Source organism: Tsukamurella pseudospumae, assembly GCF_001575195.1.
GTDB lineage: Bacteria > Actinomycetota > Actinomycetes > Mycobacteriales > Mycobacteriaceae > Tsukamurella > Tsukamurella pseudospumae.
The window spans coordinates 1-22488 of record NZ_LSRF01000015.1 but is presented as its reverse complement, the minus strand read 5'-3'; the positions used below and the strand labels follow the sequence as shown (position 1 = coordinate 22488).

Here is a 22488-nt window from a genome sequence, read left to right as displayed (position 1 = left end):
CACGAAGACCGGTGGAGCGTGAACATGTTCAAGAAAGTCCTGGTAGCCAACCGAGGCGAGATCGCGATCCGCGGATTCCGCGCAGCGGTGGAGAGCGGCGCGCGAACCGTCGCCGTGTACCCGTACGAGGACCGCAACTCCCCGCACCGGCAGAAGGCCGACGAGGCGTATCAGATCGGTTCGGAGGGGCATCCCGTCCGGGCGTACCTCAGTGTCGACGAGATCATCCGGATCGCGAAGCAGGCCGGTGCCGACGCGGTCTACCCGGGATACGGATTCCTGTCGGAGAACCCGGACCTGGCCTCGGCCTGCGCGGAGAACGGCATCACGTTCGTGGGTCCGCCGACCGAGGTGCTGGAACTGACCGGCAACAAGGCCCGGGCGATCGCCGCGGCCCGCGAGGCGGGCCTGCCGGTCCTGACCTCGACGGCGCCGTCCTCGGACGTCGACGAGCTGCTCCGCGCCGCGCAGGACATGCACTTCCCCGTCTTCGTCAAGGCGGTCGCGGGTGGCGGCGGGCGCGGCATGCGCCGCGTCGCCGTGATCGAGGACCTGCGCGACGCGATCGAGATCGCCTCGCGGGAAGCGGAATCGGCGTTCGGCGATCCGACGGTGTTCCTCGAGGAGGCGGTGATCGACCCGCGGCACATCGAGGTCCAGATCCTGGCCGACACCGCGGGCAACGTGATCCATCTGTTCGAGCGGGACTGCTCGCTGCAGCGCCGGCACCAGAAGGTCATCGAGATGGCGCCGGCGCCGAACATCTCGGAGGAGCTGCGCACACGCCTGTGCACGGACGCCGTGAACTTCGCCACGCAGATCGGCTACTCGTGCGCGGGCACCGTCGAGTTCCTCGTCGACCCGCAGGGCCGGCACGTGTTCATCGAGATGAACCCGCGGATCCAGGTGGAGCACACCGTGACCGAGGAGGTCACCGACGTCGACCTGGTGGCCGCACAGCTCAAGGTCGCCTCGGGTTCCACGTTGCCCGAGCTGGGGCTGACGCAGGATGCGATCCGCCTCAACGGGGCCGCGCTGCAGTGCCGCATCACGACGGAGGACCCGACGGACGGCTTCCGCCCGGACACCGGCCGGGTGTCGGCGTACCGGACGCCGGGCGGCGCGGGCATCCGCCTCGACGGTGGCACCTCCGTCGGCGCGGAGATCAGCCCGCACTTCGATTCGATGCTGGTCAAGCTGACCACTCGCGGCAGGGACCGGGCCACGGCCATCGTCCGCGCCCGGCGGGCGTTGGCGGAGTTCCGCATTCGGGGCGTGGCGACGAACATCCCGTACCTGCAGGCGGTCCTGGCCGATCCCGCGTTCGTGGCGGGCGAGGTCACCACCTCCTTCATCGAGCAGCGCCCGGAGCTCCTCACCGCGCGGGGCTCCTCGGACACGGCGAGCAAGATCCTGCGCTACCTGGCGGACGTCACCGTCAACAAGCCGCACGGCACCCGCCCGACCAAGGTGTACGCCTCCGACAAGGTCCCCGCGATCGACCTGACCGCCCCGGCACCGGACGGCTCGAAGCAGCGCCTGACGAAGCTCGGCCCCGCCGGGTTCGCCGCGGACCTGCGCGCGCAGACCGCGCTCGCGGTCACCGACACGACCTTCCGCGATGCGCACCAGTCACTGCTGGCGACACGTGTGCGGACCTCGGCGCTGGCGACGATCGCCCCGTACGAGTCACGGATGATGCCGCAGCTGCTCTCCGTCGAGGCATGGGGCGGCGCCACCTACGATGTGGCGCTGCGGTTCCTGCACGAGGACCCGTGGGAGCGGCTGGCCACGCTGCGGGAGGCCATGCCCAACATCTGCCTGCAGATGCTGCTGCGCGGCCGTAACACCGTGGGCTACACCCCGTACCCGCAACAGGTGACGGACTCGTTCGTCGCCGAGGCCGCCGCCACGGGTGTGGACATCTTCCGGATCTTCGACGCGCTCAACGACGTCGAGCAGATGCGACCCGCGATCGAGGCCGTGCTCGCCACGGACAGGGCCATCGCGGAGGGCGCCCTCTCCTACACCGGCGACCTCGCGAACCCGGGCGAGAGCCTCTACACCCTCGACTACTACCTGGGTGTCGCGGAGAAGATCGTCAAGGCGGGCGCGCACGTCCTGGCCATCAAGGACATGGCCGGCCTGCTGCGGCCCGCGGCCGCCACGAAGCTGGTCACGGCGCTGCGCAAGGAGTTCGACCTCCCCGTGCACGTGCACACCCACGACACCCCCGGCGGGCAGCTGGCCACCTACCTCGCCGCCTGGCAGGCCGGCGCGGACGCCGTCGACGGTGCCGCCGCCCCGCTGTCGGGGACGACGAGCCAGCCCTCGCTGTCCTCTATCGTCGCCGCCACCGCACACACCGACCGGGACACGGGGATCGATCTCGACGCGGTCTGCGCGCTCGAGCCCTACTGGGAGGCGGTGCGGGGCGCGTACGCGCCGTTCGAGTCCGGACTCAAGGCCCCCACCGGGCGGGTCTACCACCACGAGATCCCCGGCGGGCAGCTGTCGAACCTGCGGCAGCAGGCCGGAGCGCTGGGCCTGGCCGAGCGATTCGAGGACATCGAGAACGCCTACGCCTCGGCCGACCGCATGCTCGGCCGGCTGGTCAAGGTCACTCCGTCGTCGAAGGTCGTGGGCGATCTCGCCCTCGCCCTCGTCGGTACCGGCGTCTCCGCCGACGAGTTCGCCGCCGACCCCGGCAAGTACGACATCCCCGACTCGGTGATCGGCTTCCTCCGCGGCGAGCTCGGCACCCCGCCCGGAGGCTGGCCCGAACCGCTGCGCACCCGCGCCCTCGAGGGCCGCGCCGAAGCCGCACCGGTCAGCGACGTCCCCGCCGACGAGGCCACCGAACTCGAGGGCACCTCGGAACAGCGCCGGGCGTCCCTGAGCCGGCTCCTGTTCCCCGGGCCGATGCGCGAGTTCACCGAGCACCTCGCCGAATTCGGCGATGTCTCCAAGCTCTCGACCAACCAGTTCCTCTACGGGCTACGGCAGGGCGAGGAGCACCGCGTCCAGCTCGCCACCGGCGTCGAACTGCTCATCAAGCTCGAAGGCGTCGGTGAACCGGACGAGCACGGCAACCGCACGCTGGTCTGCACCCTCAACGGGCAGCTGCGCACCGTCTCCGTGCGGGACCGAGCCGTTCAGGCGGACGTACCCGCCGCGGAGCGCGCCGACAAGAGCAACCCCGGGCACATCCCCGCGCCCTTCGCGGGCGTCGTCACCCCGACGGTGCACGCGGGCTCCACGGTGGAGGTGGGCGATCAGATCGCCACGATCGAGGCGATGAAGATGGAGGCCGCGATCACGGCCCCCGTCGCGGGCACCGTCAGCCGCGTCGCCCTCGCCGGGCCCACCCAGGTCGACGGTGGCGATCTCGTCGCCGTCATCGACGCCTAGGAGCCACCGGAGAGACCAAGGGGCCCGGCCGCGTTCGCGCGGCCGGGCCCTCGTCGTCGAGCGCCGGACTACAGCGTCGCGCGGACGGCCTTCGCCGCGGCGACCAGGTTCCGCAGCGAGGCCACGGTCTCCTCCGTGCCGCGGGTCTTGAGGCCGCAGTCCGGATTCACCCAGAGGCGCTCCGCGGGAACGGCTTCCAGCGCCGCGCGCAGCGAGGCCTCGACCTCGTCCTGCGCGGGCACGCGGGGCGAGTGGATGTCGTAGACGCCGGGGCCCACCTGGTTGGCGAAGCCCGCCTCGTTGAGGTCGTCCAGGATCTCCATGCGCGAGCGGGCCGCCTCGATCGAGGTGACGTCCGCGTCGAGATCGGCGATGGCGCCGATCACGTCGCCGAACTCCGAATAGCACAGGTGCGTGTGGATCTGGGTGTCGTCCACGACGCCCGAGGTCGACAGCCGGAACGAGCCCGTGGCCCAGTCCAGGTAGGCCGGACGGTCCGCGGCGCGCAGCGGCAGCAGCTCGCGCAACGCGGGCTCGTCCACCTGGATGATCTTCACGCCGGCCCGCTCGAGGTCGACCGTCTCGTCCCGGATGGCCAACGCCACCTGATCGGCGGAGTCGGCGAGCGGCTGGTCGTCGCGCACGAAGGACCACGCGAGGATCGTGACCGGGCCGGTGAGCATGCCCTTGACGGGCCGCTCGGTCAGCGTCTGCGCGTAGGCGATCCAGGAGACCGTCATCGGCTCGGCGCGGCGCACGTCACCGTACAGGATCGGAGGCCGCACGCAGCGGGTGCCGTAGGACTGCACCCAGCCGTTGTCGGTGGCGAGGAAGCCCTCGAGCCGCTCGGCGAAGTACTGCACCATGTCGTTGCGCTCGGGCTCGCCGTGCACGAGGACGTCGATGCCGAGATCCTCCTGCAGCTTCACCACGTCGGCGATCTCCGCCTGCATGCGGCGCACGTACTCCGCCTCGTCGATGCGCCCGGCGCGCAGATCCGCGCGCGCGACACGGATCGCACCGGTCTGTGGGTAGGAGCCGATGGTGGTCGTCGGCAGGAGCGGGAGACCCAGTCGGTCCCGCTGTGCGACCGCGCGTTCCGCGGCGGCGGCCCGGCCGGTGCCCGCGGCGCGCAGTGCGGCGAGCCGGTCGCGGACGGCACCGTCGTTCAGGCGGGCGTCGGCCTCGCGTGCGGCGCGCACGGCGGCGCTCTCCGCGAACTCGGCAGCCACCACGGGACGGCCCTCGGTGAGCGCACGGGACAGGACGACGACCTCGCCGATCTTCTCCTCGGCGAAGGACAGCCAGGCGCGCACCCCCTCGGCGCCCGCGGGCTCGGGTGCCGTCTCGGCGGCGACGGTGTAGGGGACGTGGAGCAGGGAGCACGACGTGCTCACGGCCAACGCCGCGGCGGACCCGGACAGCGTTCCCAGGGTGGCGAGCGCCGCCTCCAGGTCCGTGCGCCAGACATTACGTCCGTCGACGACGCCCGCGAGCAGCAGCTTGCCCGCCAGTGCCGGCGTCCCCGCGACGAGTTCGACGACGGCGGGATCGGTCACCAGGTCGACGGCGATCGCCTCGACTCCGGTACCTGCCAGCGCGGCGAGCGAGGGCCCCGGCGAGCCGAAGTAGGTGGCGACCGCGATCGACGGCCGCTCGACGGCGGACGCCAGCTCGCCGTAGACCTTCGCGGCGGTGTCGGCGAGGGCCAGGCCCGCCTCGCTGACCAGCACGGGCTCATCGAGCTGGACCCACTGCGCGCCCGCGGTGGCGAGCCGCGCGAACAGGTCGCGGTAGAGCGGCAGCAACTCGTCGATGCGGGCCAGCGGGTCGCCGGCACCGTCGACGGCCTTGGACAGCGCGAGGAAGGTGATGGGGCCGACCACGACAGGGCGCGCCGGAACGCCCTGCGCGAGGGCCTCATCGAGGTCGTCGAGGACCTTCTCCGAATGCAGCGAGAAGACGGTGTCCGGACCGATCTCGGGCACGAGGTAGTGGTAGTTCGTGTCGAACCACTTCGTCATCTCGAGCGGGGTGACCTCCGCGGTGCCGCGCGCGGCGGCGAAACAGCGGTCGAGCCGGTCCTCGATGCCCGCAACGCGGGGCGGCAAGGCGCCGAGCAGCTCGGCGGTGTCGAGGATCTGGTCGTAGTAGCTGAAGGTGTTGGTGGGCACGGAATCCAGTCCGGCGGCGGCCAGACGGGCCCACTCGTCGCGCCGCAGGCCCGCGGCGGTGGTTTCGAGATCGGCGCGGCTCACGGAGCCCTTCCAGTAGCCCTCGATGGCGCGCTTGAGCTCGCGGCGGGGGCCGATGCGGGGAACACCGAGAACGGTGCGGGTGAAGTTCGGTGCGGTCACAGGTGGACCGTTCCTTTCGTGCGTAGCGGGCGGCGACCGCCTGTCCGGGCGCACGTACGCACGACGACGAGCCCGCCTGTCGACGTCCCGTCCTCCTGCGGTCGCACGCCCATTCCACGAGGCGGCACACCACCGGACGCGGCGCGTCCGGTACAGCGGGCAGGTATTCGGACTCGCAGGCCTCGTACTCGTTCCTACCGGTCGCTGCTTCCCAGACCGGGGCCCAGTGCGTCGTCGCGACTTTCGTTCCTGCTCACCGCTGCGGGACAGTCCCGGATTCCCACCGGGTTCCCTCTTCACGTCGCGGCGCACCGCGCGCTTCGATGCCGCGTCCGAGGCCTCGGGCGGCAGACCAGCTGCGTCTCCAGCATGCCACTTCGTGCATCCTTGCCGTGCGTCGGCACGCCCGGAGCGGGCTCGGCCGTCTCCCGTCCGGATCAGTCGTCGACGGTGAACCGCTTGAGCCGGCTCGTCCGCCCGGCGATCAGGCGAACCCGGGACTTCGGCAACCCGAGATGGGCGGCGAGCAGAGCGACGGCCGCCGTGTTCGCCCTCCCCTCGGTCGCGGGTTCGCGAACGAACAGGGTGAGCGTGCCGTCATCACCGACCTCGACGACGGGCCCCTTGCGGCTGCCCGGCTTGATCGTGCAGGTCACAGTGTGCGGGCTCATCGGTCCATGATGTCAGGTTCGCCACTGAGTACAGTGGATTCATGGGGATGCGGAGGATCGGGCTGAGCGTCGCGGCGGCGCTCGCCGTACTGGTGGTGCTGGCGGGCGGTGTCGTGTGGTGGTCCACGGCCCATGAGACACCGCTCTCGCGGCATCTCCCCGCCGAGCTGAAGCCGCGGACCTTCCCCACTGTCAGCACGGCGGGGCTCGACCCGTCAAGGATTCGCATCATCGAGAATCTGCGGCGGGAGTTCGACGCGAACCGGCCCGGCACGTACTACTCGGAGGGCGTCGAGGAGCCGTGGTGCGCCGACTTCGTCTCGACGGTGCTCCGCGATTCCGGCCTGCCCCTGCGCAACCCGAACTCCGGCACCTGGCGGATTCCGGGCGTGTACACGCTCACCGAGTACTTCCAGAAGGCAGGGAAGCTGGAGCCCGCGACGCCGTACCGCCCGCAGCCCGGCGACGTGGTGCTGTACGCACCGGAACACCCGCAACTGCGGCAGCACACGAACATCGTCGTGTCCGTCGACGGTGACACGGTCACCACGGTGGGCGGCAACCAGGCGGGCGGGATCAGCGCACTGACCTACCGAGTGGCGGACACGTTCGGCATCGTCGGGTACGGGGTGCCCGTCCGATGACGGTGCTCGACGCGCTGCGGGCGCGGATCGCCGCCGGGAGCACGCCGGGAGCACGCTCGGACGGGCTGCGGATCGCGCTGTCCATCGAGGGCGGGGGCTCGCGATCGGCGTACTCGGCGGGAATGGCGATGGCCGTTGAGGAGTCGGGGCTGCTCCCCGCCTTCGACGCGGTCTACGGCACTTCCGGCGGCGGGCTCAACGCGGCATGGCTCCTGTCCGGGGAGGGCCTGCGGTGGCTGCCCTCGTGGGGCTGGGACGCGGTTCTCGCGGAGCGGGTGGTGCACCCGCGGCGCGCCCTGCGCGGCGGCGTCGTCGTGGACACCCGCCATCTGGTGGACCGGGTGTACTCCGACGTGACGCCCATGGATTTCGCGGCGATCCTCGACAACCCGATCAGCCTGCACCCCTTGGCCGTCGACGCGCACACGCGACGCGTCGCCGACCTGTCCCCGTACCTCGTCGACGCGGCGTCCGTGCGGACCGCGCTGCGCGCGACGACGGCGCTGCCGCTGCTCGCCGGTCCCCCGGTGCGCCTGGCCGGGCGGGAGTTCCTCGACGGCGGGCTCGCGGAGAAGGTCCCCCTGGCCACACCGATCGAGCAGGGCGCCACGCACCTGGTGGTACTGCGCACCGTCGAGGAGGCGGCCGAGGCCGCGCGCCGCGGCTCGCGGGCCGAGAAGTGGATCCTGGACGCCTATTTCACCGCGCGGCGCGCCGCGCCTCCGCCCGGCCCCGTCGTGCCGGGCACCGCCGAGGTGCTGCAGATCTGGGTTCCGGAGGGCAGCCCGGCCGTCGGCCGCCTCTCGAACGACGGTCCACTGATCTCCCGCGCCGTCGAGCTCGGTCGCGACGCCGCGCTCACCGCCCTGCGCGCGTAGTCCGCTCGGGCGACGAGCTTCCGATCATCGCGTCGGCGTGGCCCTCGACCCACGCGAGCAGGGGCAGCATGCGGTCCATCAACTCCACGCCGAGCGGCGTGAGGCTGTACTCGACGTGCGGCGGCACCGTCGGGAACGACTCGCGGTGGACCAGGCCGTCCACCACGAAGGTCCGCAGCGTGGAAGCGAGCATCTTCTCGCTGATCCCGTCGACGGCTCGGCGCAACTCGCCCCAGCGGAGTGTCCCCGCCGTCAGACTCGCCAGCACGAGCACGCCCCACTTGCTCATCACATGGTCCAGAACGACCCGAGAGCTGCACCCCTGGTCGAAGAGCCGGGAGCCTTTGGCGAGGTCATCGACATAACTTTCCATTAGGTACGTACCTTACATGAAAGTGGGTACCCATGATGTGGAATGTTAGGGATGCGAGGTCCGGTTGTAGTCGACGACCACCTACGGAAGGAACACCATGACCATCCTCGTGACCGGAGCCACTGGAGCGCTCGGACGCCTCGTCGTCGACGGCCTCCTCGACCGCGGCGCGGCGCCGACGGACATCATCGCCGGAGCCCGCGATACCGCGAAGGCCGCGGATCTCACTGATCGCGGGGTCCGCGTCGTCCGACTCGACTACGACGACCCGGCCACCGTGCGTGCGGCCGTCGAGGGCGTCGACGCCGTGCTACTGATCTCCAGCTCCGAAGTGGGGCACCGGATCGCGCAGCATCGGAGTGTCATCGATGCGGCGAGGAACGCCGGTGTCTCGAAGTTCGTCTACACGAGCGCACCCCGAGCCACCACGACGGACCTCGTGCTCGCCCCCGAGCACAAGGCGACAGAGGAGGCCATAGTCGCCTCGGGGCTGCCGTCCGTCATCCTGCGCAACAACTGGTACACCGAGAACTACGCGAGCGACCTGGAGGCGGCGCGCGCTACCGGCGTCCTCGCCGCGAGCACGGGGGCCGGACGAGTGGCTTCGGCGAGCAGGCGCGATTTCGCGGACGCGGCGGCGGTGGTCCTTCTCGATGACGGTCACCTCGGCTCGGTGTACGAGCTCGGCGGCGACACCGCCTGGGACTACACCGAACTCGCTGCTGCGATGACCGAGGTGACGCGGCGCACCGTCGAGTTCCGCGACGTCTCGCTCGACGACAGGGTCACGGGCCTGAAAGCCGCGGGACTGGACCCGGGGACCGCGGGATTCGTCGCCGCGATCGACACGGGCATCCGCAACGGCGCGCTGGCCGGCACCGACGGCAGCCTCTCCCGGCTCATCGGCCGGCCCACCACACCGCTGGTCGACGGCCTGCGAGCCCTCGTCTGAGCCTGTCACCCGGCGAGCAGCCTGCCGGCGAGCCGTTCCGCCACGTCGGCGGCGCTCGCGGGGGGCGGCTCGCCGGCCAGGAGGTATCGGCGGAGCACCGCGAGAGGCACGTCGTACATCGCGAAGAACACGTCGGCGCGCGGCAACCCGCAGTCACGGGAGACGCGACGCACGATGGCGCCGGTCGCGACCGCCCGCTCGGTGCTGAGTCTCGCCCACTCCTCCGCCGTCGCGGGAGGCCAGTCGTCGACCGCGAAGGCCTGCGGCCCCGCCTGCAGCACGAGGGCCTCTCCGAGATCCGCGCGGCACCGGTCGACGACCCAGTGCACGCTCGCGGCCGCCTCCGCGGCGGTCCCGATGTCGCCCCAGGCTGCGGTGTACGCGTCCTGGAACCGGCGGACCGCGCGGAGCCAGACGGCGGCGAGCAGCGCGGGGCGCCCGGGGTAGAGGTGGTACACGGATCCACTGGGGGACTTGGCCTCCCGAGCGACCGCGGCCACCGTCAGGCCCCGCGTTCCGTCCCGCGCGAACAGCCGTACGGCGGCGTCGAGCAGCTCGTCCGGGTCGTGCATCCTCGGCCTTCCCATGGCCGTAGATCCTATGCTAGACCTGTTTTAGAGAGTAATCACTAAAACAGGAGGACCGATGACGGGCACCGCTCGGATCACCCTCGATACGGCAGCCGCGATCCTGGCGGCCCAGCCCTTCAACGATCTGGTGGGCGCTCGCATCACCCGATTCGGCGAGGGCGAGGCGGAACTCGTCCTCGACATCGAGGACCGGCACCGCCAGCAGTTCGGAGTCGCACACGGCGGCGTACTGGCGTATCTCGCCGACAACGTCCTCACGTTCGCCGCCGGGTCGGTCCTGGGCGCCGACGTACTCACCGGCGGCATGGACGTGAGCTACCTGCGAGCGGCGAGATCGGGACGACTGCGGGCGCGGGCGTCCGTCGTGCACCGCGCCCGGTCGCACGCCGTGGTCACAGTCGAGATCCGGAACGAGAACGGCGGGTCCGGCGCGGCCGCCCTCTGCGCGATCGCGCGGGGCACGGTCTTCGCCACCTCACCCCGGGGCGCCGCCGCGTGAACGCGCAGATCACCGATGCGGACTGGGCGCTCGCGCTCGACACGGTGCGTCGCGCGCGGCTCTCGTCCTTCCACTGCGCCGTCGCGTCTCTCAACCCCGACGGTTCGCCGCACGTGACGCCGATCGGATCGGTTCTGCTGGACACGCGCAGTCACACCGGTCTCTACATCGACGTCTTCAACGTCCACCTCGCCCGCAATGTGACCGCCGATCCCCGCATCACGATTCTGGCCGTCGATTCCGGACCGATCAGATGGGGTCGTGCCCTGGTGCGCGGGCACTTCGACCGCACGCCGGGGGTGCAATTGACGAGCACCGTCGGTCCCAGCCGGCGCGCCGCCCCGGACGAGGCGGAGCGGTTCCGGGCGATCGTCGGGCCGCTCGCACGGCTCCGCGGCGGTCGGACCATGTGGTCGGATCTCACCCGCGTGCGTGACCTGGCCGTCTCATCCGTGCGCCCGATCCGCCTGGGCACCATGACGAGTCGGTGACTCATCTCCGCAGGCGACCGGCGTGCCCTGGTGGAACATGACGGACCAGCGGTTCTCCCGGCGCCGCCACACGGTGAGCCTGCGGGTGACCCGGTCGCCCTGCGCCAGCGTGTACGTGAGCAGGTAGACGGAAGCGCCCAGAGCGCGGACCTGGAACTCGCTGGTCTCCCAGTCGGATTCGTCCGGCGGCGAGATCAACCGCTGCTCGATCACCTCCCGGACGTACTCGCGGCTGTACCGCCGTCCCGACGCGCCGACCTCCCAGAAGTCCGGTGCGACGGCATCATCGAAGTCCGCGAGGGTGCTCCACGCCGGGCCGTGGAAGAGGGGCTCACGGCGGCGCAGTTCCTCGAGAACTCCCCGCAGGCGCGGGGCGGTGCCGCGGTCGGGTTCGTACGCCTCCTCCATCACTCCTCTGAGGCTAGCCTCACTGCCAATCGCGGGAGCGAGAGGGCACGGACAGGTCCATGCGCTGCAGCCTGTCGGCGACGACGGTGACCGCCCCCTCCGCGTTCTGCAGCTTCCCCCGCACCAGCAGCGCGGGCGCCGACTGCGCGAGGCGCCGGTACCGCGCCCACAGCCCGGGGCTGCACACCACGTTGACCATGCCCGTCTCGTCCTCGAGGTTGAGGAAGGTGACGCCGCCCGCGGTGGCCGGCCGCTGCCGGTGCGTGACGGCCCCGCCCACCAGGACGCGGTCACCGTCGGGCAGCGACAGGAGTCTGTCGGCGACGACGACCCCGAGCGCATCGAGCGTGGGACGGAGGAACTCCGTCGGGTACTTCCCCGGAGTGACGGACATCGCCCACACGTCCGCAGCGGCGAGCGCTGACTCGCTCATGCCGGGTAGCGTCGGCGGAGCCCCTGCAGTCGCAGTGCCGGGCAGCCGATCCGGGCGTTCCCTCGCCGCTGCCCCTGCCTCCCAGAGCTCTCGCCGCCGGCCGCGACCGAAGCAGTCCAGCGCCCCCGCCGTGGCCAGCGCCTCGGCCTGCGCCACAGTGAGCTCCACTCGCGATGTGAGATCCACCAGGTTCGCATACGGACCGCACGCGTCCCGCTCGGCGACGATGCGCTCGGCGAGCTCGTCACCGATGGTGCGGATCGCACCGAGGCCGAGCCGCACCTCGAGCCCCGCATTCTCCAGGTTCGCCCACACCAGGCTGGCGTTCACGTCCGGCCCGTGCACCACGACACCGTGCCGGCGCGCATCGGCGACGAGGGACTGCGGCGAGTAGAAGCCCATCGGCTGCGCGCGCAGCAGCGCCGCGCAGAAGGCCGCGGGGTGATAGCACTTGAACCACGACGAGTAGAAGACCAGTGACGCAAATGACTGCGAATGACTCTCGGGGAAACCGAAATTGGCGAACGCCACCAGTTTCTCGAAGATCCGGTCTGCCACATCCTCCTCGATGCCGTGCCGCTCCTTCGCGCCCGCGCGGAACAGATCGCGCAATCGCTCCATCCGGTCGACGGAGCGTTTGGAGCCCATCGCTCGGCGCAACTGATCCGCCTCCGCGGGACTGAACCCGGCCACGTCGACGGCGAGCTGCATGAGCTGCTCCTGGAAGAGCGGCACCCCCAGGGTGCGTTTCAGCGCCTTCCACATCGACGGGTGCTCGACCGTGGGTTCCTCCTGCTCGTTGCGGCGGCGGATGTACGGATGCACCGAGCCGCCCTGGATGGGGCCGGGCCGGATCAGCGCGACCTCGACCACCAGGTCGTAGAAGTTCCGCGGCTTCAACCGGGGCAGGGTCGCCATCTGCGCCCGCGACTCCACCTGGAAGACACCGACCGAGTCCGCGCGGCAGAGCATCTCGTACACGTTCGGATCCTTCAGGTCCAGCTTCGCGAAATCGACCTCGATACCCTTGTGCTCCTCGAGGAGGCCCTGCATGTAGTGCAACGCGCTGAGCATGCCGAGCCCCAGCAGATCGAACTTCACCAGCTTGATGTTGGCGCAGTCCTCCTTGTCCCACTGGAGCACGCTGCGGTCCTCCATGCGGGCCCACTCGGTGGGGCACACATCGGCGATGGGACGGTCGCAGATCACCATCCCACCGGAGTGGATGCCCAGGTGTCGCGGCAGATCGGCGATCTGCGCCGCCAACTCGACCACGCGGTCCGGGATGCCCTCGGGCACCGGATCCTTCCGCCAGCCCCAACTGGAGATCTGTTTGCTCCACGCGTCCTGCTGCCCCTGCGAATAGCCCAGCGCTCGTGCGGTATCGCGCACCGCGGACCGACCGCGGTAGGTGATGACGTTGGCCACCTGCGCGGCGTACTCGCGGCCGTACTTCGTGTAGACGAACTGGATCGCCTCCTCACGGCGATCGGACTCGATGTCGACGTCGATGTCGGGCGGACCGTCGCGTTCCGGCGCCAGGAACCTCTCGAACAGCAGCTCGTTCGCGATCGGGTCGACCGCGGTGATGCCGAGCGCGAAGCACACCGCCGAGTTGGCGGCGCTCCCCCGCCCCTGGCACAGGATGTCCTTCTCGCGGCAGAAGCGCACGATGCTGTGCACGATGAGGAAGTACCCCGGGAAGGTGAGCGTCTCGATCACGTTCAGTTCGTGCTCGATCTGCCGGTAGGCCTTCGGGTTCCGCTCCGGCGGACCGTAGCGCTCCAGTGCGCCGCGCCGGGTCAGCTCGCGCAGCCAGGTGGCCTCGGTGTGTCCGGATGGAACGTCGAAGGGCGGGAGGTTCGGCGCGATCAACGCGATCTCGAACGCGCATTCCGCCCCCAACTCCGCAGCACCGGCGATCGCACCGGGGTGCTCCGGCAGCAACAGCGCCATCTCATCGCCCGAGCGCAGGTGCGCGCCGCCCGTGGCCGGCAGCCATCCGTCCAGTTCGTCGAGGCTGCGGCGGGCCCGGATGGCCGCGAGCGCGGACGCGAGGCGGCGCTGGTCCGGTCTCGCGAAGTGCGCCCCCGTGGTGGCGACGGTGCCCACCCCCATCCGGGCGGCGACCCCGGCCAGGAGGTGGTTGCGCTCGTCGTCCTCGGGGACGCCGTGCACGGTGAGCTCCATGCTCACCCGGTCCTGGCCGAACCGGTCGACGAGCCGCGCGAGGGCGGCGGCGGCACCGTCGGGCCCGGAGACCTGCAGCCCCCTGCGAACAGCACCCTTGCGGCATCCCGTGAGGATGTGCCAGTGGCCGCCCGACCATTCGGCGAGCCGATCCGGATGGAAGCGCAGGAGCCCCTTCTCCCCCGCCTCCATGTGCGCCTCGGCCATCGCCCGCGACAGCCGGCGGTAGCCCTCCTGCCCGCGGGCCAGCACGAGCAGATGCTCGCCCGACGGATCCTCGGAACCGGTGCGCTCGGCATCGTGCTCCAGCGACAGCTCGGCTCCGAACACCGTGGGAACGCCGAGTTCTCGTGCCGCCTCGGCGAACCGGATCACGCCGTAGAAGCCGTTGTGATCGGTGACGGCGAGCGCCTTCAGGCCCAGCGCGTGGGCCTGCTCCACCATCTCCTCGGGCTGCGCCGCCCCGTCGAGGAAGCTGAACGCGGTATGCGCGTGCAGCTCGGCGTACGGCACGCGGGAGAACCCTGGGGCACCGCCGGCCGGGACGTAGGCCTCGCGCTTACGGGACCACGCCGGCGCATCGCCACCGTCGCCCGGGGGTTCCTCCGCGCGACGCACCGGAGCCCGACCGGAGAGCACCCGCTCCATCTCCGACCAGCTCCGCGGCCCGCTACCCCAACCCACACCTCAACAATACGCTCACGTGTTCGATGTGTTCAATATGCTCGAACACGAAGGAGTCACCGCAGACGCGTGAGGAGCACCTTCAGCGCCGGAAGTGGGTCATAACCCTCGATCGGCATGGCGAGCTGCCGGGTGACCAGGGCGTCGGTGGCATCCATCACCAGCGCGGATTCGGTGATGCCGAGGCCGATGGAGGCGCCGATCTTCTCGCCGACCTCCTCCACCGCGCGACGCCCGCGCCGTAGCGGTTCCCGCAGGTCCGGCTCGACCGACGCGGCGGCGAACAGGTTGAGCCGGGCGACACCCCGCGTCCGGCCTCCGTCGATCGACCAGCGGACGAACTCCGCCAGCCGTTCGGCGACCTCCTCGAGCGTGGACTTCTCGACGCCCTCGAAGGCCGCCCAGAAGGTGAGATCCTCCTCGACCATGTGATCGACGATCCCGCGCACCAGCGCGGCGCGCGAGCGGAAGTAGTTGGACGCCGTCCCGGCGGGCACGCCCGCGGCGCTGTCGACCGCGCGGTGCGTCAGTCCCCGGAGACCGAGCGTGCCGAGCACCTCGATCGCCCCGTTCAACACCTCGTCGCGCCTGCCCATGGGCGAGAACTGTACCCGATACTACGTTCGAAGTAGAACGCGTTCAGGCCCCGTCGGCGAGGCCGGGGGTGAGCTTGGCGAGGGCGACCCGCACCGCGGCGACGTCCCGGTCCGTCAGGTGGTCGAAGACCAGCCGGCGCACCTCCTCGACGTGGCCGCGGGCGGCACCGTCGAGCGCGGCGAAGCCCGCGTCGGTGAGCTCGGCGTACGCTGAACGCCCCTCGGCGCGCCGCACCAGCCAGCCGCGCTCGCCCAGCTTGCGCAGTACGTGCGACAGGCGCGAGGGCGACGAGTTGGCGGCCTCCGCGAGCGCAGAGAGCCCCAGTGTGCGGTCCGGCGCCTGCGACAGCTGGGCCAGCACCATGAACTCGTAGTGGGTGATGCCCGCGTCGACGCGGAGCTGTGTGTCCAGCTTCGCGGGCAGCCGCATGGCGACGTTGATGAGCGGCAGCCACGCCCTCATCTCCTCATCGGACAACCACCGGGTACTCCCCGCGTCCGCCTTCATGTCGCACCCCCGAAACATCACATCGTCGCTGCAGTTTAGCGGCTGCCGATTCCAGTGAACGGTCCATCACCGAGTCGGTAGAGTCGGTTCGCATGAGCCGACCGAGCACGACGCCGGGCCCCTCCTCGGACGCGGACATCCCCGCCTATCTCGAGGCGCTCGGCCTCCCCGGCCTCTCGGACATCCACGTGCACTTCCTGCCCGAGCCCATGCTGGTCAAGGTGTGGGACTTCTTCGACCGCGCGAGCGCCGAGTACGGGCGCGAGTGGCCCATCGCCTACCGCTTCGACGAGGCCACCCGCCTGGAGCTCATCCGCGGCATGGGCGTCCGCGCGATCCCCGCGCTCACGTACCCGCACAAGCCGGGCATGGCGGTCTGGCTCAACGACTGGTGCGCCGAGTTCGCACGGCGCGTGCCCGACGCGATCCCCTGCGCCACCCTCTACCCCGAGCCCGGGGTCGGGGAGTACGTCGCGGCCGCGATCGCCGACGGTGCGCGGTTGTTCAAGATGCACGTCCAGGTGGGCGTCTTCGCGCCGGACGATCCGCTGCTCGATCCCGCGTGGCAGGTCCTGTCCGCCGCGCGGATCCCCGTCGTCATCCACGCCGGGTCCGGTCCGGTGGAGGGCCCCTACACCGGGCCCGACCGGGTCGCGGAGGTGCTGCGGCGCCACCCCGACCTCACGCTGGTGATCGCCCACCTCGGCATGCCCGAGTACGAGCGGTTCGCCGATCTCGCCGAGCAGTTCCCCCACGTGTACCTCGACACCACCATGGCCGCCACCGATTTCACCCTGCGAACCGCCCCCATGCCTCCGGGCTACGTCGAGCGACTCGGAGCCCTCGCCGACAAGGTGGTGCTCGGCAGCGACTTCCCGAACATCCCGTACCCCTACGCGCACCAGCTCTTCGGGCTGGCACGCCTGGGCCTCGGCGACGACTGGATGCGCAAGGTGCTGTGGCACAACGGCCGCGCCCTGCTGGAGCGCGCGGGCGACTGAACGGCTGTCGATGCAGCGGTCGTTACGATGGCCCTCATGCAGATCCGACGGGCCGCGCTGGCGCTGATCGTCGCGGGGACCCTCGCGGCGTGCGGCGGCGCTCCGTCGTCGCCGAAGGCGCTGTCGCTCGACCGCTCGAAGACGGAGTTCGAGCAGGTCGGGATCGACGAGACCCGCGATGACGTGACGGCGCTCGTCGCGACCGCGACCCGCCTCGGCGCGCAGCTGGCGGCCCGCGACACCCGCGCCGCGAGCACCGCCGTCTCCCCGTGGTCCGTGCTGAGCCTCCTGGGCATGCTGCGGGCCGGCGCGGAGGGCGAGACCGCCGCGCAGCTCGACGGTGCCGGGCTCGGTGCCGCGAAGGACCTCCCGCGGGCGATGGCGGCCCTGACGGGCCAGACCGCGCAGTGGGCGGGCGATCCCGGCACGGTGCCCGCCACCTCGCCGCCGGCGTCGCCGCTGTTCCAGTCGCAGGTGGCGCTGCTGACGGCGAAGGAGCCCGAGGACCGCCGGGTGCGGCCGGCGTACCTGGACGCGCTGTCCGCCTCCTACGGCACCGGCGTCTACCCAGTGGACTTCCGCCAGGACGTGGGCGAGCCGCTCGGGGAATGGGTCGCGGTGAACACCGGCAGCACGCTCACTTCAGCGCCGCTGAAGACCGGCTCCGACACCCGGCTGGCCGCCGTGTCCACCGCGTATCTCGCTGCGGCGTGGCGCTTCCCGTTCGATGCCGCCCGGACGCGACCGTCGCCGTTCACAGCCGCCGACGGTGCCGTGGTCGATCCGCCGACCCTGCGCGGCACGGTGCCCGCGCGGGTGGCCGCCGGCGAGGGCTTCTCCGCGCTGCAGCTCGACTACGGCACCACGCTGGCGCTGCAGATCGTGCTACCCGCGCCCGGCACGCCGGTCGCCGATGCCGCGAGCGAGGGCCGGTTCACGGCCGCTCGGATCGCGCTCGCGGCGGCACCGTCGGTCCCGCACGAGGTGAGCCTTCCGAAGTGGCGTTCGACGTCCTGGACCCCGCTCGTCGACCCGCTCCGCGACGCGGGCCTGACGGGGCTGTTCGCCGGGCCCGGCCTCGACGGCATCGCGCCCGGATCACCGACGGTGGCCGACGCTCGTGCCGCCGCCGTGTTCACCGTGGGCGAGAAGGGCACCGCGTCGGACACCGCGACCGCGACCGCACCGGAAACCGACCCCGGGCCCGCCCCGTTCGCGGTGGACCGCGCCTTCGCGTACGCGGTGGTGGACACCGCGACCGGACTCCCGTTGATCATGGGCACCGTCGACCGACCGGGCTCCTGACTCCCGCTTCCTGGTCGACGCCCACCGTACGCGTACGACTTGCGATGTCAAAACCGTGATGCCGGTTGCGGTTTCAACCAAAGTCTCGACTTCACGTTAAGGTTGAGGCATGACCTCGAAGCTCCCCCGCCCGCTCCGCGCGGCGGCCCGTTCGGCATGGGCCCTCACGGGCACCGCGCTGCTCGCCGTCATGGTCGCGCTCGTCGCGGGCGGCGCCGTCTTCCTCGTGGCCGCCGGGACCACTCCGCCGGCTCCGGCGCAGGAACGGGAGAACGCCGAGAACACGCGCGTCGCCCTCAAGGCCGCCGACGAATCGCGCACCCTGTTCGGCCTGCTGTCGAGCGCCGTGGTCTCCGCCGGCAACGGCCTGAACACCTCGGCGGGCTCGGTACCGCAGATCTTCGACAGCATCGACACTGCGAAAACCGGTTCCCAGCAATTGGTCTCGGGACTGGACGAGGCGTCGTCACTGTCCGCCGCACTGGCGCAGGTGAACCGCGCCACCGCCACCCTCGGCGGCGCGCTCGAGCGGACGCAGGGCCTGCAGCAGGTGGCGGCGGGCACCCGTGCGGCGCTCGTCGCGCTGCGCGGACGGCTCGTCGAGCACCCGTCTCCCGGTTCCGCCGAGGCGGTCGCGCAGCTCGACCGCGCGCTGTCGGGCTCGAAGGGCGTGGGCGCCCTCGATGACGTCGCCGGACTGCGCAGCACGCTCGCAGGCATGACGAGCAGCCTGAGCAGCGCCTCCGCCAACGCCGATGCCTCGCTGACCTCCGCACGCAGCGCGGCCCGGCAGCTGCGGGACGGCCTGACCAAGCTGGCCTCCGCCCGCAAGGACGTGAACACCTCCATCACCAACCTGACCACCGGTGTGGGACAACTGAAGACGGCGCTGGGCGCCATCGACGGCCAGCTCGCCCTCACCCAGACCCGCCTGCGCTCGGTGACCAGCGCACCCGCACCGGCGCCCGACCCCGGCATCGCCCGTCCCCTTGCCTGGGCGCTCGTCGCGGGCGGTGCGGCAGGCACCGTCACCTATCTCGTCGCGCTCGGCGTCGCGCACCGGCTGCGCCGCCGGGAGGCGGCAACGGCGCAGGCCCCTGCGGTCGCAGCGGCTGTGGCGCCGACAGCGCCCGAGCCGGTGGACACCGACGAAGCCCTCGCCACCGGGCACCACCGTGTACTGCCACCGGCCGAGGACGACGACGCCGGGACCGACATCGTTGGAACCGCGCCGGAGGGCGACGCGCATGCGCCTGCGGCACAGTCGGGCACGGCACCGTCGGCCGAGGACACCGCAGCGTTGCCGGGGAAGCCGGCCAAGCACCGTCGGAACCGCTTCCGGCCCGCGCCCTCCGACGACACCAATCCGTATCTCTCGGTGGCCTTCTCGGGCAGCGCGGGCTAGGCGCGCTACTCGTACACGCCCTCCACCTCCCATCCGCCGGCGTACTGCAGCAGCAGGGCCCGGCCGTCGTCGCGGCCGGGTGCGGGCTCGAGCAGCACCTGCGCACGGGCGCGGGGTTCGGCGGCGGCGTCGGGTGCCCACCAGCGTTCGTCGACCAGCCACGGTCCCGCCCACCAGCTGAGCACCCAATCCCGCGATCCCCAGGTGAGATGCGTGGGTTCGCCGGTGAAGCCGCCGCGTTCGGTGACCCGGACGGCGTCGCCCGCGGCGTCGGTCATGGTGACCGCCGCGCCCGTGATCAGCACCGCCGGCGCAGGTTCCGGCATCCGGCCCGGCCACGGCGCGTCCGGGTCGCGAGCCGGGACCGTCTCGTCGCCCAGCGGCACCCAGGTGACCCGCTCAGCGGGGCCGCGGCCGCCGCTGCGCACCCCCATCCGTACCGATTCGCCGCCGAGGAGGCCCTGTACCCGGACCAGGGCGCGACGGAAGCGGGCGGCACCGTCGCCCTCGTCGCCCCACATGCCGGCCTGCAGCGCCCCGGCGTCCACCACCTCGACGGGTTCGAGCCGCAGCAGGACGATCGGGGCGCCCGGGCCGCCCTGCCTACCTCGGCCTCCGGTGAGCCAGCCGTCGATCTGCCAGCGCACCCGGTCCGCGGTGCCGTCGGGGGTGAGCGGCTCGGCGCAGCGCCAGATGCGGGTGTGCCGCTCGCCGTTCTCCGCGATCGCGGACACCTCCAACCGCAGGCACGCCATCCCCGCCGCGGACAACTTCTCGTGCAGCTCCGAGGCCAGGGCGCGGCCGGCGAAGGCAGCGGCGTCGACGCGGCCGATCGGCGGGTCCGGCCGCAGTTCCGCCTCCAGCCCGGGCGGCAGCACCGCGGTGGACGGGGGCCTGTCCGCCACCGCCCGGGCCTGACGGTGCGCGGCGATCGCGTCGACTCCGAAGCGGGTGGCCACGTCAGTCGCGGAGAGCGCCGCGAAGACGCCGAGGGTGCGCAGCCCCAGCCTGCGCAGCAGGTCGATGAGGTCGGCGCGGTCCTCCGTGGCGAGCGCCGGCTCGGCCCCCAGTTCGGCGATGGCCAGCGGGGCCAGGAAGGCCGCCGATTCCCCCGGCGGCACAACGACGCCGCGGCGGGCGGCCAGGGCCGCGGTGAACACCTCGTCGGCGATGCCGGCGAGCGACTCCGCGCCCACGGACGAGGCGGCGTCCACGAGGCGTTCCGCCGCCTGTTCCTCGCCGCCGAAGAACCGGGCTGCGCCGCGCGCGGGGATCACCACGAGCCCCGGGCGCAGGACCTCGATGAGCGGGATCAGCGCGGCCACGGCACCCGCGACGGGCTCGAAGATCCGCGCGTCCCGGCCCTCATCGGCCTGCGCGACGTGCAGGTCCGGGCAGCGGGCCTGCGATTCGCGGCGCTTCATGCCGCGCCGCACCCCGTCCGCACGGGCCGCGGCGTTGCACGCCACCACCCGGTTCCCGTGTAGCACCGCCACGGGGCGATCGGGCGCGAGATCGGCATCGGCCGCCGCCGCGGCCGCCGGCCAGTCGGGGCACCACAGGGCGAGGATGCGCTGAGCCCTCGGCTGCGGCAGGGTCTGCAGCGCCTGCTGCGGGGCGGTCATCGGGCCACCGCCAGCCCGGTGTCCGACGGTGCCGTGCCCGCCGCGCCCCGGTAGGGGTTGCGGCAGCCGCGGCCGCGCGCGGAGAAGACCAGGTCGATCCCGCGGATCCGCCCGCGACCGGGGCGGGCGCCGAGGCCGGTGTAGCCCTGGACGCGTGCGCCGAGGTGCAGCGAGGCGCCCTCCCACGTGCCACCGGTGACCAGCAGCACCGAGCCCCGAGAACGGGCGCGGGCGGCGATCGCCCGGCCACGGCTGGGCGGCACCGCGATGCCACCGAGCTCGCACAGCACCACATCGGCACCGTCGAGCAGGATCGACGCGACGGCCACCGGATCCCCCAGTGGCCCCTCGATGAGCGCGATCCGCTCCGGATCGGCCCCCTGTTCGAGTGCCGCGGCCATGCCGAAGCCCTGCGCCCCGCACAGCGCGACGCGGGCGCCGGCCCGCGAGACCGTGGCCACCAGCGAGACCGCGAGCGAGCCCGCACCCTCGAGTGTGGCGATGCTCCCGCGGGGCAGGCCGCCGCCCGGGAGCAGCGCGGCGAGTTCCTCGTGCACCGGGAGCACACCTGCGGCGGGAACGGCACCGAGCTGCGCGGATTCCTCCTGCAGCGGCGGCCCCTGCGGCGCCTGAGCCTTCCCCGGACGATGCTTCTCCGGCAGCGCCGCGAGCCTTTTGCGCAGCTCCGCGAGCTTCTCCTCGCGGTTGCCGCCCATCGCTTGAACACGTGCGGACACCTGTCACACCCCTCCCCTACGTTCTGATCCACGTTCGGAAGCAGAGTCACAGGGAAGGTGTGACTAGAACTTCTGTTCGATACGAGTCTCAGCGTAGATCCGCGATCGGAGCGCCGTCAAGCGTCCAGGTGGGAGAGGTTCCGCGAGGCGATGCACATGACGCATCGATACATTTTCGCAGGTGAGGAGGGTCTTCATAGCGAGGTGATGCGCCGGACGCATCATCTCGCCACACGACCGACGGCCAAGGAGACGTCTAGCCTCGGCCTTTCGCGGGTGAGGTCGTGTCGGACATGAAGAAAGGTGCTCTGAGCTGGAAGAATAGGGGTTACCACACCAACCTATTTCCAGTCTCGAAGGAGCACCTTTCTGGTGAGTCAGTCTACGTCCTGCTACCCGAAGGTGTCGGTCGACGCGGCCGGAACGAACCTCGTCTCGCATGCCGGGACAGTGCTGTTGCTTCGTACCGCCGAGACGGTCGGTCTGACCGCGGCTCTGACCAGTGCGTTGATGCCGTGGCGCAAGCCGAACGCGATCCACGATCCGGGGAAGACGGTGCTTGATCTGGCGGTGTCGATCGCGGCGGGCGGGGACTGCCTGGCCGACCTCGATCAGCTCCGCACCCAACCACAGGTGATGGGCCAGGTCGCCTCCGATCCGACGGTGTCGCGGCTGATCACCGCCTTAGCAGGCGATGTCGACGCGGCGTTGGCGGCGATCGCTGCGGCGT

20 protein-coding genes and 1 riboswitch are annotated in these 22488 nt (G+C 71.6%); of the genes, 10 read left to right on the top strand and 10 right to left on the bottom strand.

Annotated features, from left to right (window positions below; genetic code table 11):
- Window positions 1-24: 24 nt before the first annotated feature.
- Window positions 25-3411, top strand: coding sequence for a pyruvate carboxylase (locus AXK60_RS08945; RefSeq protein WP_068570849.1), 3387 nt, complete (start codon window positions 25-27; stop codon window positions 3409-3411).
- Between the two features lie 68 nt (window positions 3412-3479).
- On the opposite strand, the gene metE is transcribed toward AXK60_RS08945, so the two are convergent.
- Both metE and AXK60_RS08935 read right to left on the bottom strand, forming a co-directional pair.
- A complete protein-coding gene (gene metE, locus AXK60_RS08940) occupies window positions 3480-5768 on the bottom strand; it encodes a 5-methyltetrahydropteroyltriglutamate--homocysteine S-methyltransferase (RefSeq protein ID WP_068570739.1) in 2289 nt (762 codons plus the stop codon).
- 158 nt (window positions 5769-5926) lie between these two features.
- Window positions 5927-6081, bottom strand: a riboswitch (cobalamin riboswitch).
- A gap of 124 nt (window positions 6082-6205) precedes the next feature.
- Window positions 6206-6439 (bottom strand): DUF167 domain-containing protein, encoded by a 234-nt coding sequence (locus AXK60_RS08935; protein WP_068570737.1) that lies wholly within the window; start codon window positions 6437-6439, stop codon window positions 6206-6208.
- Window positions 6440-6480: 41 nt separating this feature from the next.
- On the opposite strand from AXK60_RS08935, the gene AXK60_RS08930 reads away from it, so the two are divergent.
- Window positions 6481-7083 carry a CHAP domain-containing protein gene (locus AXK60_RS08930; protein ID WP_068570736.1) on the top strand — a complete coding sequence of 201 codons (603 nt, stop codon included), beginning with the start codon at window positions 6481-6483 and terminating at the stop codon, window positions 7081-7083.
- The gene (locus AXK60_RS08925) at window positions 7080-7961 is read left to right on the top strand and encodes a patatin-like phospholipase family protein (protein ID WP_068570734.1); all 882 of its coding nucleotides are present in this window, start codon (window positions 7080-7082) and stop codon (window positions 7959-7961) included. Before AXK60_RS08930 ends, AXK60_RS08925 begins: the two co-directional genes overlap by 4 nt.
- Here the strand turns inward: AXK60_RS08925 and AXK60_RS08920 are convergent.
- Window positions 7942-8250: a winged helix-turn-helix transcriptional regulator gene (locus tag AXK60_RS08920; protein ID WP_244881070.1), complete on the bottom strand. Its 309-nt coding sequence runs from the start codon at window positions 8248-8250 to the stop codon at window positions 7942-7944. The genes AXK60_RS08925 and AXK60_RS08920 overlap by 20 nt on opposite strands.
- A gap of 181 nt (window positions 8251-8431) precedes the next feature.
- On the opposite strand from AXK60_RS08920, the gene AXK60_RS08915 reads away from it, so the two are divergent.
- Entirely contained in the window at window positions 8432-9286 is an 855-nt protein-coding gene (locus AXK60_RS08915) for an SDR family oxidoreductase (protein WP_068570729.1), read from the top strand.
- Between the two features lie 5 nt (window positions 9287-9291).
- Here the strand turns inward: AXK60_RS08915 and AXK60_RS08910 are convergent, their stop codons facing one another.
- The gene (locus AXK60_RS08910) at window positions 9292-9873 is read right to left on the bottom strand and encodes a TetR/AcrR family transcriptional regulator (RefSeq protein WP_068743555.1); all 582 of its coding nucleotides are present in this window, start codon (window positions 9871-9873) and stop codon (window positions 9292-9294) included.
- Between the two features lie 58 nt (window positions 9874-9931).
- Here AXK60_RS08910 and AXK60_RS08905 point away from each other — a divergent pair, with 58 nt between their 5' ends.
- Together AXK60_RS08905 and AXK60_RS08900 are read left to right on the top strand one after the other, a co-directional pair.
- Complete coding sequence (locus AXK60_RS08905) at window positions 9932-10375, top strand: PaaI family thioesterase (RefSeq protein WP_068570726.1); 444 nt, start codon at window positions 9932-9934, stop codon at window positions 10373-10375.
- Complete coding sequence (locus AXK60_RS08900; protein ID WP_231855403.1) at window positions 10372-10866, top strand: pyridoxamine 5'-phosphate oxidase family protein; 495 nt, start codon at window positions 10372-10374, stop codon at window positions 10864-10866. Before AXK60_RS08905 ends, AXK60_RS08900 begins: the two co-directional genes overlap by 4 nt.
- Here the strand turns inward: AXK60_RS08900 and AXK60_RS08895 are convergent.
- Genes AXK60_RS08895 through AXK60_RS08880 form a run of 4 tightly spaced genes read right to left on the bottom strand, consistent with a single transcriptional unit; the run spans window position 10822 to window position 15685 of the window.
- Entirely contained in the window at window positions 10822-11274 is a 453-nt protein-coding gene (locus AXK60_RS08895; protein WP_068570724.1) for a nuclear transport factor 2 family protein, read from the bottom strand. The genes AXK60_RS08900 and AXK60_RS08895 overlap by 45 nt on opposite strands.
- Window positions 11275-11293: 19 nt before the next feature.
- Window positions 11294-14581 (bottom strand): error-prone DNA polymerase, encoded by a 3288-nt coding sequence (locus AXK60_RS08890; RefSeq protein WP_068570722.1) that lies wholly within the window; start codon window positions 14579-14581, stop codon window positions 11294-11296.
- Between the two features lie 56 nt (window positions 14582-14637).
- Window positions 14638-15177: a TetR/AcrR family transcriptional regulator gene (locus tag AXK60_RS08885; RefSeq protein ID WP_068570721.1), complete on the bottom strand. Its 540-nt coding sequence runs from the start codon at window positions 15175-15177 to the stop codon at window positions 14638-14640.
- A 43-nt stretch (window positions 15178-15220) separates the two neighbouring features.
- The gene (locus AXK60_RS08880; protein WP_068570719.1) at window positions 15221-15685 is read right to left on the bottom strand and encodes a MarR family winged helix-turn-helix transcriptional regulator; all 465 of its coding nucleotides are present in this window, start codon (window positions 15683-15685) and stop codon (window positions 15221-15223) included.
- Between the two features lie 92 nt (window positions 15686-15777).
- On the opposite strand from AXK60_RS08880, the gene AXK60_RS08875 reads away from it, so the two are divergent.
- The 3 genes from AXK60_RS08875 (at window position 15778) to AXK60_RS08865 (ending at window position 19396) form a co-directional block, all read left to right on the top strand.
- A complete protein-coding gene (locus AXK60_RS08875; protein ID WP_068570717.1) occupies window positions 15778-16686 on the top strand; it encodes an amidohydrolase family protein in 909 nt (302 codons plus the stop codon).
- A gap of 36 nt (window positions 16687-16722) precedes the next feature.
- Window positions 16723-17991 carry a serpin family protein gene (locus AXK60_RS08870; RefSeq protein WP_175399969.1) on the top strand — a complete coding sequence of 423 codons (1269 nt, stop codon included), beginning with the start codon at window positions 16723-16725 and terminating at the stop codon, window positions 17989-17991.
- Between the two features lie 109 nt (window positions 17992-18100).
- The gene (locus tag AXK60_RS08865; protein ID WP_068570713.1) at window positions 18101-19396 is read left to right on the top strand and encodes a hypothetical protein; all 1296 of its coding nucleotides are present in this window, start codon (window positions 18101-18103) and stop codon (window positions 19394-19396) included.
- A gap of 5 nt (window positions 19397-19401) precedes the next feature.
- Here the strand turns inward: AXK60_RS08865 and AXK60_RS08860 are convergent, their stop codons facing one another.
- Together AXK60_RS08860 and AXK60_RS08855 are read right to left on the bottom strand one after the other, a co-directional pair.
- A complete protein-coding gene (locus tag AXK60_RS08860) occupies window positions 19402-21021 on the bottom strand; it encodes a DNA polymerase Y family protein (RefSeq protein ID WP_068570712.1) in 1620 nt (539 codons plus the stop codon).
- Window positions 21018-21758, bottom strand: coding sequence for a hypothetical protein (locus AXK60_RS08855; protein ID WP_139057839.1), 741 nt, complete (start codon window positions 21756-21758; stop codon window positions 21018-21020). The genes AXK60_RS08860 and AXK60_RS08855 overlap by 4 nt, the downstream gene beginning before the upstream one ends.
- Before the next feature lie 372 nt (window positions 21759-22130).
- Between AXK60_RS08855 and AXK60_RS08850 the strand changes: the two genes are divergently transcribed.
- Window positions 22131-22488 (top strand): transposase (locus tag AXK60_RS08850; RefSeq protein ID WP_175399968.1); only part of this gene is annotated, 358 nt, incomplete at its 3' end.

Excerpts from the sequence above, each read along its gene's own strand:
- AXK60_RS08945 (WP_068570849.1), top strand. The coding sequence starts at position 25 with ATGTTCAAGAAAGTCCTGGTAGCCAACCGAGGCGAGATCGCGATCCGC.
- AXK60_RS08935 (WP_068570737.1), bottom strand. The coding sequence starts at position 6,439 with ATGAGCCCGCACACTGTGACCTGCACGATCAAGCCGGGCAGCCGCAAG.
- AXK60_RS08930 (WP_068570736.1), top strand. The coding sequence starts at position 6,481 with ATGGGGATGCGGAGGATCGGGCTGAGCGTCGCGGCGGCGCTCGCCGTA.
- AXK60_RS08925 (WP_068570734.1), top strand. The coding sequence starts at position 7,080 with ATGACGGTGCTCGACGCGCTGCGGGCGCGGATCGCCGCCGGGAGCACG.
- AXK60_RS08920 (WP_244881070.1), bottom strand. The coding sequence starts at position 8,250 with ATGAGCAAGTGGGGCGTGCTCGTGCTGGCGAGTCTGACGGCGGGGACA.
- AXK60_RS08915 (WP_068570729.1), top strand. The coding sequence starts at position 8,432 with ATGACCATCCTCGTGACCGGAGCCACTGGAGCGCTCGGACGCCTCGTC.
- AXK60_RS08910 (WP_068743555.1), bottom strand. The coding sequence starts at position 9,873 with ATGGGAAGGCCGAGGATGCACGACCCGGACGAGCTGCTCGACGCCGCC.
- AXK60_RS08905 (WP_068570726.1), top strand. The coding sequence starts at position 9,932 with ATGACGGGCACCGCTCGGATCACCCTCGATACGGCAGCCGCGATCCTG.
- AXK60_RS08895 (WP_068570724.1), bottom strand. The coding sequence starts at position 11,274 with ATGGAGGAGGCGTACGAACCCGACCGCGGCACCGCCCCGCGCCTGCGG.
- AXK60_RS08885 (WP_068570721.1), bottom strand. The coding sequence starts at position 15,177 with ATGGGCAGGCGCGACGAGGTGTTGAACGGGGCGATCGAGGTGCTCGGC.
- AXK60_RS08880 (WP_068570719.1), bottom strand. The coding sequence starts at position 15,685 with ATGAAGGCGGACGCGGGGAGTACCCGGTGGTTGTCCGATGAGGAGATG.
- AXK60_RS08875 (WP_068570717.1), top strand. The coding sequence starts at position 15,778 with ATGAGCCGACCGAGCACGACGCCGGGCCCCTCCTCGGACGCGGACATC.
- AXK60_RS08870 (WP_175399969.1), top strand. The coding sequence starts at position 16,723 with ATGCAGATCCGACGGGCCGCGCTGGCGCTGATCGTCGCGGGGACCCTC.
- AXK60_RS08865 (WP_068570713.1), top strand. The coding sequence starts at position 18,101 with ATGACCTCGAAGCTCCCCCGCCCGCTCCGCGCGGCGGCCCGTTCGGCA.
- AXK60_RS08860 (WP_068570712.1), bottom strand. The coding sequence starts at position 21,021 with ATGACCGCCCCGCAGCAGGCGCTGCAGACCCTGCCGCAGCCGAGGGCT.